General features: G+C 41.6%; 1 protein-coding gene (running past one end of the window). It reads left to right on the forward strand.

Annotated elements, in window-relative coordinates:
• Positions 1–16670, forward strand: the start of a protein-coding gene (locus tag OAG1_RS09350; protein WP_338626017.1) for an Ig-like domain-containing protein. It continues 21589 nt past the right edge of the window; 16670 of the gene's 38259 nt are visible here — the first part of the coding sequence; the start codon lies at positions 1–3; the stop codon falls past the right edge of the window.

Here is a 16670-nt window from a genome sequence, read left to right on the forward strand (position 1 = left end):
ATGTGTGGCGCACAAATTGATATTAGAGCCACATCTTCCCTCTCTAATAGTAATGAACAAAGTAGTTATAGTGCCGTGTTTAGTGATTGTTCTTCTATTGCTTATATAGAGGCAGGAAGTGTTAATCTACGCCATGCTTTTTCTAGTAATGAAGTTAGTGCTTGGAGTGATTCAAGTGGTCGCTGCCAGATAAGTTTTACTTTGAGTGGCGCTGAAAAATACTCTCCATCTGTAAAGATAGTAAGACTTGATGAAACTGAGACTGTCCATAACGAGCAGTTTCGCTATGAATCTAATGCGCCCCAAATTGATGTTGTTGGAGCATCAATTTCAGTCGATAAAGATCAATACCTAACCGTTACCTTTAATGCCTCCGATGATACTGATCTTTCACGCCTTGAAGTGAATGCAATAGGCTTAAGAGCTTCTGATATTCGCCAAGCAGGTGGCGTAATAAACGAGGCAAGAAAGCGTTCTTTTGCTAAGACCGAAGGAACTATTTCCATTATTCCCGTGAGTAATAACCAGAGTGTATTTACTTGGACGATACCAGTTAGTGGTTCACTAAGTAATGCAGCTATTGCCAGTGATGTAGTTGTTTTGGTTGATGTTGTCGCCATTGATGCTTCTGGTAATCAAACTGCTTTGTCTGAGCTGGTTACAACGGGTGACAACATTCAAGAAGATGTGTTGTCGCTATCACTTGAATCGGCTTTGGTTCAGATTACCGACCCTCTGCAAACAGTAGCATTAAATCCAATTGTAACTTTCGAGTTCCGTGGCCCTATTAGTATGGCTGGTTTAGGTAGAGCCATTAAATACGAATCTAGTTCACCCGAGTTGGTAGCTGTAACACCTGCTGGGGTTGTGTATCCATTAGCTGAAACCTCTGATCAGCCAGCGACTATTACGGTAACTTACCCTGGTTTACCGCCAGAGCAAGTTACTGTTGATGTTGATTATGATAAGACCTTGGAGCGTCTTTCGTACCAAGGGGGAGAAAGTAAACAGCCTTGGGTACTTCCTTCTTTAAATCAGCCGTATACTCTACCCAATATAATGGGGCATTACTCCGATGGATCAGTTGTTACGATTCCAAAAAGCTGGAAGATTGCTCTAGAGATTCCTGAGGCATATAAAGCCTTACTTAAGCTTAAATCAGCTAATTCGTTGCAAGCTAATTCGCCTATTGTTGAAGATTATCCGGCAATGGTGCCTTTTTATTTGGAAGCTTTACCTAACGCCAAGGGATTGCTTTATGTTGCTTCAGCTGATGCATTTCCTGAAGTGAGTATAATCTCGCCAAACCAGCTGATAGTCCCATCGACTTTGGAGTTAAGTGCTATAGCGAGTGATGATGTCGCTATCCAAAAAGTTGAGTTTTTGGTCGATGGAGTGGTGATGGGGGAGTTATTTGAACCACCTTATAAGATGTCTTTCCCACTAGATGCTAACTTTGCCGGTCGTTCTATTGATGTAACTGCTATCGCTACTGATTCAGCAGGTCAAAGATCTAGTACAAATATTTCTGTGGTTGAGTTGGTCAGTGCCCCAGAAGCCGTGGCACCACAATTTGAATTTGAAAATCCCTTCGATGGCACCGTTTGGGTAGAAAATACCCAAATTAAAGCAACAGTTAGTAGCCTTTTAGGTACTTTACCTGATTTAAGTAAACAAAATAGTGGTATTACTAAAGCGGAGCTTTATTTTGATGGTGAACTCGTTGGAGAGGCTAACTTTCCATCTGTAGAACAAAGAGAGAATCTCTTTGGGGTTAAGGAGATATTCGAAACTTGGTCGGTAAACTACCAATTACCAACTATCTCCACTAACGAACGCAATATCAGCCTCTATATGAATGTTTATGGCAGTAACAACGCTGTATTTAGAACTAATTCTCGTTTAATTCGAGTGGTTAAGAATGACAGGCCTAGTATTGCTATTAGTTCACCAACGGCAGGCAGTTCTGTTACTGCTGGGCAAACAATTCCAATTTTGCTGTCGGTTGAAGACGATACTCTATTGGCTGGCACAGAAGTCACATTGTTAGTAAACGGTGTTGAATTTGAATCGAAAGTATTGGTTGATAACAATCAGCATATCGGCAAAAAGACCCTTACCGAGCAAGTCCAATTTGACTACTTTATAGATCCTGAACTGATCTACACAAATTTAGACTTACAAGCAAAGGTAACGGACTACCACCAAGAGCAAGTGCAAAGCACTGTTGTTAGTGTCCCAGTCAAACAGGATTTTGCTCCATCAGTAGCAATTACTAGTCCGACAGAAGGGTATGTGGCCACTGCAGGACTGCCTGTTCAGATACGTGCTGATGCTGTTGATGATATTGGAGTTGAGAAGGTTGAGTTTTATATTGACGGAAGGTTAATTGGTAGCGATAAAACTAAACCTTATTCAACAGTTTATGATACTCCAGAGAACATTTCTTCAGCTCAACCCTTGAGATTGTCGGCTGTAGCCTATGATACTAAAGAGCAAAAAAGTAGCAGTGCTGCGGTTAATATTACTTTAGGTTTTGACGAAGAAGCGCCAGTTATTAACTTGGCATCTCCACAGATAAATACCTTGAAGTTAGGTCAGGATTACGCAGAGCTCATTGAAAATTCAGAATTCGTTATAAAAGTTACCGGTTACGACAATGTAGGTGTAGATAGGCTTGAGTTAGCTGGAGTTTACAAAGAAGGCAACGATTTTTTTCTCTCGGGAAGTTTAGATACGAAAATAGGTAGCGACGAGTTTTCTTCTCAAGATATTCCTGGAGCGTTAACCGCTTTTTCAGCCTTGAAAATGGCAAGAGCGCCAGAGTTTATTGGTAGTTCTGCTAATGATTTTGATAGTTATCCCATTTCAATAACAGCATGGGATAAAGCGGGTAATAGCTCTGTTGTACATGCTTGGTTAGCTGTACTGGAAGACCAAGCCCCTACTATAGTAGAGATTGTTAGTGATAAAGAGTTTTACCGTCCGACAGACTTAATTAGTTTGAGTGTATTGGCAAAAGATGATCGCGCTGTTGTGGGAGCTGAATTAGAGTACTGGCAGGATAATAAGCGTATTGCAGTTCGTCGCTTTGACCAAGTATCGGGTTTGACGCCTGGCCCAGAATTATTGATTTCTGACCAACTTAATTTGGCAGATTTCGATTTGGATAATAAAGCTAAACCTATTCTAGTAAAAGCAATAGCGTGGGATTCACTAGGCCAAGTATCAACTACAACTTCATTAGAGCTTTCAGTTCATGCTGATGAAACTGGTCCAAATATAGCCTTAATCTCTCCCAGAGTAGGCGTTGCATTGGTAAATCACCAAGATCATACCTTAACACTAAATGTTAAAGACTCTGCTGGGCTAGCTAGTATTACGGTTAGCATAAATAGCGAGGTTAATAAGTACACAATAGAAAACAGCGATCCAGATTATACGTTGACTCAAACACTGAGCGTTTTAGATCAGCAATCGGTTGAATTGAGGGTTGAGGCTGTTGATAACTTCGGTAACCAAAGCGTTGTTGATTGGGTATTTGATACATTAGAAAATGAAGCTCCCATTATTTCGTTACGTCAGCCAGCTTCTGGGCTTAGTGTCACTGAAGGTGAGGCCTTAAATATTGCTGCTTTAGTAAGTGATGATTTGGGATTATCTCAAGTTGATTTTATTGTTACTCAGAATGGTAAGGAATCAATATTTGAGCAGTTTTATGGTGAAAAACTCAAGGAAGTTGTTGCTTCGGGAGGGTACTTTACTGCGTTTACGCGCATACCTAAGCTTGATCAAGACACTCAAATTTCGATAAGGGCAATCGATGTTCATGAAGCTAGTTCTACTCTGGTATTAGAGTTACGCTATAACCAAGATGTTGTAGACCCAAGCATTTCCTTGGTTGAACCGGTATCCGATTTAAGTTTACTGCCCGAACAAGCATTTAATGTTGTAGGAACAGCAGCGGATGATCGCTATATTGCTGCTATAGAAGCTGTTTTACTAGATAGCGATGGTGTTGATACTGGTGTCGGCTGGGAGAGTTTAGCGAGAAAAGACAGAGTAGAACAAGTCACTGTCGATAATGACAATTCTTTTGGCTCTGCTGTAATAGCTGAACATTTCTATTCAGATTTTACGGCACGAGTTCGATTACCAATAAATATTAGTGAATTTGGTGACGGTAAGCACTTTAAGTTTGCTGTGCAAGCATTTGATCAAGGTGGTAATCAAATTGTTTCTAGGTTGATTGACCTCGTAATTAAAGATGATGAAGTAGCGCCAACAATTAGAATCTTAACTCCTTTGACCAGCATTGTTGAGGGGCAAGAATTAGACTTTCGCGCAGAGTTGCAAGACAACGTAGCGATTAGCAGCTACAAAGTTACCTTAGTCGCCGACAAAATTGTTGAATTAATGGCTGCTGACCAGCTAAATCAAGCTAGCATAACTTTGTCTGCAAGTTCGGTGTATGATTTATCTGCTTTGGGGGTTGTTCCTGATGAAGGTATGAGCGTTGATCTAAAAATTGAGGTTACAGATACTTCTGGGAATGTGGAGAAAGTTACTCATAATGTTGCTATAAAACCTGATTTAGCTCCTGTGGTAACTTTGATTGAGCAATTACCAAGTAGGAATTGGCAAGATGGTGACTTGGTTCGTACTCGGTTTTCTATCGATGATGACTATCTAGATGAAGAGATACCCTCATACTTTAGCAGTTTTTGGAGTAATTTAAGCGCGGATAATATGATTGATCCTCGCTTATTTAGCAGCGAAGTTGAGTTAGTTGATCAAGACCCAAATTGGGCAGTTACTACCAGTTATCCAGAGCAAGCCTTGAGCCCTGCAACGCTGGAGTTAGACGATAAACGTTTTGTTGCGTTCAAAGACCAAAAAATACTTGTATCACCAGCACAGTTCCGAGCAAGCTCATCACTGAGATTGATCGTAGAAAATGCGACTGTGTCGTACAAGCTTAGCTACTCCGAGGCTTCCATTTGTCAAGTTGAACCTAGTTCATTTGTTGTTGAAGCTGATCAATTAATTGATGACAACGGCAAATTTATATTTACCAAATGGATCCCCAAAAATACTCCATATGTTGAAATTAAGCCGATTATAGATGGCGTTGAAGATAGCTTCTATGTGAGACAAATTCGCATTGATTTTCTCGGCAAATCGGGGCCTTATGTTGTTGGTGAGCAAGCGCATAGCGCAAGTGGCTCTACTCAGTTGCAATTAGTTGTTAAAGATAACTCATCTGCCAATGGAACGGCTTTGTTGTTGTTTAACAGTGCTGAGAAGCTAACTCAGTTAAACCAGTCTGTTGATCGTACATGGCTGATTCCTTTTATCAGTTCTGCCCGTCGTTTATCTCTCTTTGCTTTTGCAACAGATTGGCGTTCACATTTAAGAGAGGCGGTAACACCAAATGCTATTATCTCTACAAATCTGAATGTTGACCAACAAGCTCCAGAAGTAAACATACAAGCACCTAGTGTTGAATCTGAGGTTATTGATGGAGAATTTTTATCAGTTAGATTGAATGCTAGTGACAATGCAGGAATTAAGTCTTTGTCGTTGCTAGACAACAAAGGTTTATATTCCAAAGTTGCTAGTTGGCCACAAACAAAATCTTTCGAGTTTCAATACAAAGTTCAAGATATTCTTCCTGGTAGCGCGCTAAATCTTACCGCTATAGTTGAAGATCATTCTGGAAAGTTGAGTTCTCAAGAAATAAATTTGCCGATTATCGAGAATAATGCACCGCTTTTAAAATTGAAAAAACTGTCTTCATACAAGGTTGATGGCAAGTTTCAAAAGAATATCATCGATCCAGCGGTGTTGGAGTATGCGGAATTTTGGCTGCGCACCGGTGAAGACTTTGCCTTAGAATTTGATGCATCTGATGATACTGAACTTCATCATTTAGGTTTATACCGTGTAACAAGAGATGGTTCGCTAGTTGAAGAGTATCTCGAGGAGTTTGAATTCACATGCCCTGCATATCCTACACGTAGTGTATTGAACAAGCATGTTGAAATAGCATTTTTACAGACAGAACCTACCGAGTACGTACTAAGAGCGATAGATGGTTCTCAACATGTTTCTGAACGCCGCTTTATTGTCCACCCTTTGGCTAATATTGCTCCTGAAATTAGAATTGTTAGTCCTGCTGCTGATCAATACATCGTAAATGGAACAGTGCAAATAAGTGTAGGAATTGTTGCCACCGATGACCGTTTATTAGGTAAGTCGCAAATACAAGTGTTTGCCAACGGAGAACTACTACAAACCATTGAATCTGAAAATGGTGCAAATGCTAGTGATGCTCAAATCAATCAAGCTATTGAAGAGATGTATGATGAATATGAACGAAAGTACTCGGTTTCTATAGCGGAACAATTTGCTAAGAAAAACAGCCCTAATTTAACGACCAAAAGGTTTTTACTGAAGGTTCCGGCTACTGTTTATCAAAGAAATGATCAGATTGAGCTAACTGCAACAGTTACCGATAGCGACAACGCTCTTGGTAAACATAGCATAAGTGTTATTGCTGCTGTTGACGAAATTAATCCAGAGATTGCCGTAATATCTCCTGAGTTGGGTTTTGCCGCTACCGAACATAGTGATTTTAGTTTTAGGTGGAGAGCTTTCGACAACGTTAAAGTGTCCAGTATGTCTGTGGAGGTGGGGTACGGATTGTGGGAGGAGGGCTTAGCTTATAGAAAACAAGACGCTTTCGAAACAGTTAGGCGAGTAAGCTCTATTCCAAGTGTTGATAGTGATCCAAGTACAACAAGTAGCTTCGATACCCCTATATATTCACAGCTATTGCATGTAGAAAGGTTGTCTGAAATTGTAAATCGCTTTGACAATGTTTCTGATATTAGTACTGCTCGATTTGATTATTGGGTAAAAGTTAACGCTGTTGATGCTTCAGGCAACACTAATAGTACAGAATTTAGTTTACCCATTAAAATTGATGAGCGACCCGTTGTAGATATTCAGCGTCCTATCGATGGTACTAATCAAGTCGCTGGAAGTTTTCTAGATATTCAAGTCAATGCTTATGATGATGTTGGCATTGACTCTGTCGTTGCTCTGGTTCGCCGCGGGTCAGAGGTATTGTTAGACTTTAGAAACAGAAAACCACCTTACAACTTTGGCCTAACCCTACCTGAGTTCGATCATTCGAACCCAGAAAACAATACACTTGTAATTGAAATAGAAGCGCTAGATACCTACGGTGCAAAGTATGGCGATTTGGATAAGCATATTGCCAAAGAACAGATAGCTATTCAATTGGTAGAGGATATGCCGCCCACGGTTGCTATTGCTTCACCCTCAAATAATAGCACTATGACCGAAGGTGAGAACCTACTTATCCAAGTTAATGCAGTTGATGACGTGGCAGTAGATAGAGTTTCGCTTACTGTAGCTGGATTAATGTCTGGCGATAAAACCTTTATCTCAACAGCCGCCCCTTATGATTTTTATCTGAATATTCCATTTGGGCAAGCGGGACGTGATCTTCAGTTAACGGCAAGTGTGACTGAATTGAGGACTCTCGGTGACCCTCGCACTGTGCTCACAGCCAACACGACTATGGTTATTGTAGAAAAAGACATACTAGCACCAGAGCTTAGTATTAGTTATCCAGTGATTGGTGCTACGGTGGCGGAAGGGAAGCAGTTACCGTTTAGTTTTGTGGTAAAAGATAACGTTAAAGTCGCAAATGTTAAAGTTGAGTTATTAGCCGATGGTGACCTCAATGGCATGTTTGATTCCAACTCAGAGTTAGTCTCATCCCAAGTGTTATTAGCTGCTCCATGGAGTGGGCAATTAGCAGTCGCGAAAATATCAGATTATGTTGCTGAGCAATCTGCTTCTCTAACGAGTTTACCTTTGTTAGTTAAGGTGACTGCTAGTGACGGTGCGGGGAATAAAACAGTTGTCTCTCGCAGCGTGCAGCTAGTTAAAAATCAAGCTCCAGTTGTTAATGATATTTCATTTTTAAACACTCTTGGTCATGTTGTTGCGATAGATGGTGCAACGGTTACTGAGGGTAGAGATCTGGTTGTAAGGGTTACTGCGACTGATTTAGAGTCTGGAATTAATCGGGTTAGTCTCTATCAGGCAGTAGAATTTGACACCCTAGCAAATGCTAATTTTCAAAAAATTGCTTCTGATGGTTTAGCTCCTTATCAATTTGATATAACAATCCCTCAGGGAATGGCGGGTAAAAAGATCGCTTTTAGGGCGATAGCAGAAGATTTAGATGGGAATAGTTCAGAGCCTTCTCTAGCAGCGCAACTCAACATTCAAGCTGATCAGCCACCTACAGCAACAATTATCCAGCCAAGCAACGACTTAGCTTCGGTTATTCAGGGGCAAGTTATGTCTGTAGTTGCCGAAGTGGATGATGACTTGGGCGTTGAAGGTATTGACCGTGTGGACTTTTATATAAACGGTTCATTGGTTGATAGTGTATTTGAAAGTATCTCTACTCTCTCTGGAGGTATTGGGCAATTTGGCCAGTATCAGTTAGACATACTGCCACCAGAAGGTGTCCAAGGCTTTGCACTACAAGCAGTAGCATATGATAGATTAAACCAACCCGGTCGTTCGCAAGTAGTACACGTTGGTATTTTAGAAGATACAGTTAAACCGCTTTTGGAAGTGCTGGACCCAGTTGATAAAGACATATTAACTCAGGCCGAGACTCTAACCATTGCCGTGGCTGTTACGGATATTGGCGTAGCTGAGAATCGCACTGTGTTAGCAACACTTATTCGAGAGTACCAAGCTGAAGATGGAAGTTGGGTTGAATTGGCTAGTCAGAATACTCAGCTATATCGCATTGATCATGGTGTGCGCCCCGATATAGAGCTTAGTGAGCCAAATTCACATCGTTATGTTTATTGGACCCAGTTAGCTGACGGTAAGGTACTAGCTAGACAGCGCAATCGTAATGAAAGGGTGAGGATTGTTGCCAAGGTGGTCACTCCAAACCATGAAACCGTTGCTGAGACCACTCATGAAGTGGGTTTAGGTTTGACTAGTCAGACTTATTTTATGCCAAGCCTAGGTAACGAACAAGCAGCCAAAAGTGTTTACTACAATGCGATTCAGCAATTTAGCTCTAGTGAACGTAGAGGCGCGGTGTTAGGAAGTTGGAGTACAGTAGATCCTTTAGTTGCTGAACAAGGAATTGCATTTGTACCGAATGAACTAGCAAATGATCCGTGTGGCGCTTGTTCAGGCTTGTTTTTGACAGAGTTTGTCGCAGAAGATAATGAGCTTGGTGAGCGTTTTGTTTATTCAGAGTTGCTAAATGGGGCGTCTGAATATTTTGAAGGGATTATTAGTGAGATTCATTCTGATGCTAATTTTGTTTTAGCATCTAAACATGGAGTTACTAGCAGTAAAAAGAGTCTACCTAGTGCTTCCTTTAGTTCTATTTTACAAGAAGAAATTGATCTTAACCCAGAGACTGGTGCTAAGTACTATGGTGGCCAAGATGGAGAGCTATTGGTTTTCTCTATACGTAATGGTGATGGACAGTTTGGCTTGCCGTATTTACTAGAAGGGCGTTATACCCTGCCATACTCACAGGTATTTGGTCTTGATAGAAAGGATGGTTTAGCTTTTGTTGCTAATGGTTATGGCGGTGTTCAAATTATTGATCTCAGCCAACTTAGCGCACCAAGACGAGTTGGCTTTATCAAGCCCGATGGCTTCACTCGAGACGTTAAAATTGCAGGTAACTTTGCCTTTATTGCTGCATCTCACCAAGGCGTGGTTATTGCCGATATTGCTGATCCTGCCATGCCGATTGTTGCATCAATTGATACGTTGGGTGTTGCGAATCGCATTGAAGTGGTTGGTGACCGTGTATTTGTAGCTGAAATGGCTGGCGATGGCCAAGTATCTCAATTTACAGTTATTAACGTGAGTGACCCCTACCACCCTAAGTTTGTTCAATCAGTATCGATAAAGGCAGAGCGACAAGACTTAAGAGCAACTGGTGGTTACGATATAGCGGTAGTGGGTAACCAAGCTTACTTAACAACCCAGTACCTTGATCAAGAAGACAAACCCAGCCAAACCGTGTTGCAAGTTTTTGATTTAGAGAGCTTGAACCAAACGGGTGTAGATGCCTCTATCCCTGCAATGCTAAATCATAAAGCTACTGAATTGGGTTATGTAGCGAGAGACCTAAGTTTAGCGGGCGGAGCTATTCAAGTTGCCAGTGGTAAACAAGGTATTGCAAGAATTGAGCTAGCAGAACTAACTGTTGTGGACACGCTACCAGGGCGAAACGAGCACCACGTTAGCACGGCCATCCCTTCATTTCTTATCGATTTTTCAGCGCCTTTAGCGGGAGAACAGAATGTTGTTGATTTTGTAAATGTTTTTGAAGGTTCTGTACTGAAAGATAGTCAAGGTAATTATCAACTAGGTGAAGATATTAGTGAGCAGTTTTCTGTCACATTTGTAGATAGGGTAGTGGATAGCCATACTGCATTACAGGTAAGCCCACTCCAAGAACTACAGGCTGGAGTTACTTATACGGTAGTTGTTAAATCAGGTTTAACTCCTCTCACGGGCTATGTTCTTGCGAATGATTATGTTTGGGAATTTCATACCTCAGTGGCCGGTGATTTGCCGTCCCCTATTGTTAAGTCGATTAAGCCATCATCGGGTACAGTGAAAGGTGGCGAAGATGTGATTATTGAGGTTACTCATCTTGGTGAGGAGCCAAGTGTTACTTTCGGTCATCAAGCCGCTCAAATATCTTCAATTGACTCAGTTGATGGAGTGAGCCGTTTACACATTGTTACTCCACCTAATTATGCCGGCCCAGCCGCCGTTCATGTTTCTAATTCTGTTGGTTTATCCGCTTCGATTATTGGCGGTTTTACGTATTTAGATGTATTACAGATTAATGCTGTCACTCCCGGTGTTGTAAATGTCAAACAAGTTGGCGCAGGCGAACGTGTAACTTTGACTGGTTATGGTTTTAATGAGTCATTAGGTTTAAAGGTTTATCAACATGGTAGTTCAGAGCTGCTATACCAATCGGTTGTAAACAATGATTCTCTCATTTTACATAGTGGTGAACGCCTAGAATGGGTGGTTCCCAATATCGATCTACCAGCAAGAACTTATGTGGATTTGGTTCTTGTGGACGCTATTACTAATCAAGTGGCTCAAAAGTCTAAGGCGCTATTTTTTGGCGGTTTGTCAGTTAATCGAACTATTCAAACTCGTAAACCTGTAAGTACAGCAGATATCTTAAAAGATATAAATCGTGCTTCTGAGGGCTTACCTCCATTGATCGCGCCCGATGTTACAAAGTTGCCTGCAGGTCGAATTATCGGTTTGGAGTCGGATAGTGAATTGGGCTTGCTTTATGTGTTGGGATTACCTATTCCCTTTTTAGATGGCCCACACCATAACAATTTAGTTAATACTAATGAGTTTAATCAATTAGTTTCACCTGCTTGGTTATCGCTGGTTCATTATGATTTTGGTGAACTAGAAAATGCTGCGCCAATGCATGGTTTAGGTTATTACGACTTGCCAAAAGATGTATGGCCTAGAACGATGGTGTTGTCTGATACCCAGCTTTATGTGTCTGCCAATGGTTTCGATATACCACTAATAAATACAGCTTATCAAAGTCGAAGTTGGATATTGGTTTATGATCGAGAAAATCGATTACCGGAAGAGTTAGGTCAAGGCAGTAAGAACCGAGACATACTGTTTGCTCTACCTATTCCAAGTGCCAATGCACCTACAAAGATGCAGGTAGTCGATAAATTGTTAATAGGGCAGGTAGACAATAGCGAGATTACGCTATTTAGTTTAGCTGACCCAGTAAGACCAAGTTTATTACAGCGTATAACGACTGCTAGCATTGGTGGGGTTGTTCGACCATTAAACATTCAAGATTTTGCTATTGTTGGTGAAAAACTGCTGGTTAATTCTTCGTATCGTGGAAAATCGTATCTCGTTGACTATGACCTGTCTCGACCTTCCGCTCCACAAGTAGCTGTACGGTTACTAGATGGAGAAAACTCTCTAAAAGTATCTTCTCAGGGCGATAACAATCGACTGGCAGTGGCTGGCTCTGGTGCTGGCATTGTTGGGCTTCAAAGTAATAGCTCGTTAAACCATTTAGGGCATTATCAAGACAACGGTTTTCCTTTAAAAACTCATCTTGATGGTATGAGTAGCACTTATACCTCGGTTAGCCAGTTGAGAAGTAATGGCAAAACCCTAAGAAGTTATGAATTTGATCTTTTAGATACGAGTCGCGTTGATAATGTTTCTGTATTGGATGCTCTGCATTTAGCCTCTGATTTAAATACTTGCCGGGTAGAAGGCAACTATAGTGGGGTGAATGGGCTTCCCAATGCTGTAGAACATCTTACTGATGATGGAGTAGCCTTAACCGCTTATGTAGAAGAAACAAAAACTGGGGAGGGTAGTTGTCTAGGTGGTTATATTTCTCGCTTACAGTTAATCGATACTTATGTTAGTGATATCGTTAAGCATTCCCCCGAGCAAAACGCTACTCATGTTGCTGTTGATAGCACTATTGTTATTGACTTCAACCATGGCTTAAGTATCCCCGCTAACCAAGACGCAGGGGTTTACTTAGCTCGCTACCTTCACTTAAGTAAAGATGATGGCAGTGCTAATGGTTTAGAGTTGACCTTTAATGCTCAAGTAGACCCATTGTTAAGTACGCGTCTACTAATTAAACCTATAGAAGAGTTTGACGCTGATTCTACTTATAAAGTGGTGATCAAGTCTGAACTTGGAAGCCGCAGAAGTGCAGGCTTGGTTAACTATGAACTGCGGTTTGCTACAGCCAAAGTTTATGGCGAAGCACCGAAAATAGTTGATGTAGATCAGGCCGTTATTGGAACAGCTGGTGGTCAATTTGTGCTTAAGGCTATGTTTGCCAATGATCCTATTGTTCGTATTGGTGAAGAAATAGCGGGTGTTGAACTGCTTAACACCGATGATCTCGTATCATCTTATACCATCACTGCACCTCCGCATGCTGCGGGAGTAGCCGCTTTAGAAATTGAAGTGGCTGATGGCAGAACAGACAAATGGCTGGGAGCTGTACGCTACGTTGAACCGTTAAACTTAAATACTCTTTCTCCAACCATAGGCAGTGTAAATGGTGGCACCTCGGTGGTACTAAGTGGTACTGGTTTTGTTAGCGAAGGAGAAACTCGGGTTTGGGTTGGCGGGGTTGAAGTAGACAACCTTAAGGTGCTGAGCCCAGAACTTATTGAACTAGTTACTCCGCCTGGCCAGTTAGGCAGCAGTGATGTAGTAGTCGTTAACACCGACCAACAAACGGTTACATTGGCTGAAGCTTTTGAGTATCAACAAGCCAATAATATGCGTATTGAGACTGGCAAAGAAGGGCTAGGAAACGGTCGGATTTATCAAATGGTGATGGATCCAAGTAATAGTTATGTTATTGCAGCTGCCGGCCGCGACGGGGTATTGATTACTAATATTGATGCGTCAACTTACATCTCTGATGTAGAAGATATTACCAACCCAGACGAGCTATTACAGCGCATTGATAAAAATGATGATAAGCATGATGATCGGGTAGTAGGGCGAATAGCTTTACCGGCAGGATACCGCGCATTGGGGGTTGCTGCATCGTTTAGCCGAAATAGTAAACGAATTTACGTGAGTGCCGCACAATTTAGTGGCTCTGAGCCTAATAATGCCAGACTATTTATTATTGGTGTGGATAACGAAAACTTATCTGATTCTGTCATTATTCGCTCGTTACCACTAAATGCGGTGTTCGCGAAAGGCATTAAGCTTCAGGATAAAGCATTGATGTTAGCCTTGGCTGAACGCGGTGCAGGTGAGCTAGATGTTAGCTTAGATACTAAAGCATATTTGGTAAATACTCAGGGGTTACCGCACCAGTTACCTGCTTTAGATATCGCAACCGTTGGCGTTGACCAAAATGGTACGGTTTATAGCGTAGTTGCTGGTAATTACGATTTTGACCAACAGCGCTTAATCAGTGCTGAGCGCAGCCAACAAGGTGGTTTTTACTTATTACAAAAAAATAGCCAGCAAGCGACAAAAATTTTATCTAGCTTAGACATCCCGGCCTCTAGAGTGTTTATCCAAAATAATCACGCCTATTTGGCTGCTGGTGACTCTGGCATGATAGCTATTGATATTAGCGATTTGGCTAATCCCCAGGTAGTAAGTCGCGTCAGTAATGTAGGGCATGTATACGATATTTCGATGTCTGGTGATTTTGTTTATGCGGTAACTGAAGACTACGGGGTAGTGGTTGTTGATGTAACGATACCAGCTAATCCTATTGTGATTAATAGCTTTGCCAATACTGGTGATGTTAGAACCTTAGTGACCACGCCTTATTCGGTGATTAGCGCAGGTAGAGGCTGGATTCAAGCCGCTCCAGACGTGGTTTTAAAACTTAACAGCATCGATCCGTCTTCCGGAATTGTTGAGTTAAGCTCTGTTGCAGAAGCAAACATCAGATTACGTTTCAATAAGGCAATTGATTTAACGGACAATAATCAGCAGTACTTTAACTTACTCAATAGCCATGATGTGCCTGTTCCTTTTGATATTGATATTGTGAACAATGATGCACTTATTCAATTAACTTCTCCTGAACAGTTGAATACTGGAGATGTATTAACATTGTCGGTGCTTAAAGGCTTAACTGCAGCAAAACCGATTATTGTGGGAGGCGTAGCAAGTAGTATTACGCTTTATGAGTTAAAACAGTCAATTAGTCGTCAGTTGCTTGTTTCTCACTCTACAGTTGACCCTATCGAGCTATATGCTGTTGTTCCCAATCACTTATCTGCAGGCACGCCTGCTGCGTTAACCATTTCTGTTAAAGGTATACCTTTATCTACCGACGGTTTAAGCGTTTATATTGGTGGCAAGGCATTAACCATTACCGACGTACAACGCAGTGACGAAAATTCATTAGTGAGCATTATTCATGCTACCTGCGACGGCTTTGAGCAAGCGGGGATTTACGATTTATTTATTTCATTAGAAAAAGATGGAATAACGCGTAAAGCGATTCAAGCTGGGGCTCTAATTGTTGATAAACCACTGTCTCTTGATGAAATGACCCCGGCTTGGGGGCCGGTAAGCGGTGGTAGCAGAGTCACCTTAAAAGGTCGTGGTTTTGAACCTGGCACCTCGGTTAGCGACAGTATGATTGTTAGTATCGGTGGTGCTCCAGCGCGTGATGTGGAGGTACTATCTAGCGATACTTTAACGCTTACAACCCCGCGTGGAGTGAGCGGTAAATCTGAAGTTATTATTCAAGACCGATATGGAAATCAAGCCGTCCTAAATGCAGAACAAGGTTTCGGCTATGGTTTAGTGTTACTAGGAGAAACATTCTCAGAGAAGGTTAAACCTGTAGATCTCTTGATTGACCACGCTACAGGGATGGCAATTACAGCTTCTGGTTATTATACAGGCCATAAATCCATGACTGAGATTGAAGGGCATCTGCTTTCTTCATCTTGGTTGGCGAATAGTTTTGATATTCAAAACGCTAATCAACCGGAGCTAGCTGGAGGTGCATTTTCTGTAGGTAATGGAGCTATCCAACAGCGACACCTTGATAGGGCTATCACATCTACTAAGCTACAAACAAAAGCTTACAATATCAATGATGCAAGTTATGACCTTTCTCGTCTTAGTGAAACAGAGTTACGTACTTTGGAACGAAATAAAGGACATAAGTTGCCTTTATCAGCAGATTCCATCTCGGTACAAAAAGTTCACGTAGCTGGACAGGACCTAGTGTTTACAGCTAACGGTGCAGCTGGTGTAAACTGGCTAAACCTTGATGATCAGAACAGCTTACAAAGCCAAGGTAACTTATATGCAAATGAAGGCAAAGTAGTCAGTGGTTTGTTCCAGTCAGCTAACGCATTATTTTCAGCTACTTATAATGAGTTTATTCCTGAAATAGCCCCGGAACCTTGTAATTACCTAAGTGGTCAGGTTAGTGCGGGGGCTGTTTTGGCGGCTAATTTTACCGCTATAAATGATCCTATTGATGTGCCTTCTGGCATTAATTTGGGGAAAGCAGGTTCACTTTATTACCAAAATGATTGGTTGTATGGCCAGAGTTCCGGAGCTTCAGCTGTTTGGACTCCATGTGGTATTCAAGCTTTGGATACTGCTTCCGAGCGTCGTAACGGCCAACCAGATGAAGTGAGGGCAGCAAACTTATTTGACCCCTATTTAAGCCGTAGTTGGCTATTTGACAATACGGTATTTGATCTTGAATTTTATGGTGATTATGTCTTTGTAGCCTTAGGCAATTTAGGGATTGAAATCTTCCACCAAGAGCGCCCAGAGCAGCGCTTGCGTCTGCCGCTTGATAGCTCACTGCAAGCTCAAGGCAGTAACGCAGTTGGTTTAACTCGTTTGGCTAACTTATTGGCAGTAGCGACCAATACAGGTTTAGTACTGATTGACGTTACCGAACCTATGTTACCTACAATTGTGTCGGCGGGTAATAACGAACCAGTGTTGAATATTGATTACTACAATGGTCGTTTAATTACTGCTTCCGGTGATGGTGGATTAAA

It is taken from the genome of Agarivorans sp. OAG1 (assembly GCF_037076485.1).
GTDB lineage: Bacteria > Pseudomonadota > Gammaproteobacteria > Enterobacterales > Celerinatantimonadaceae > Agarivorans > Agarivorans albus.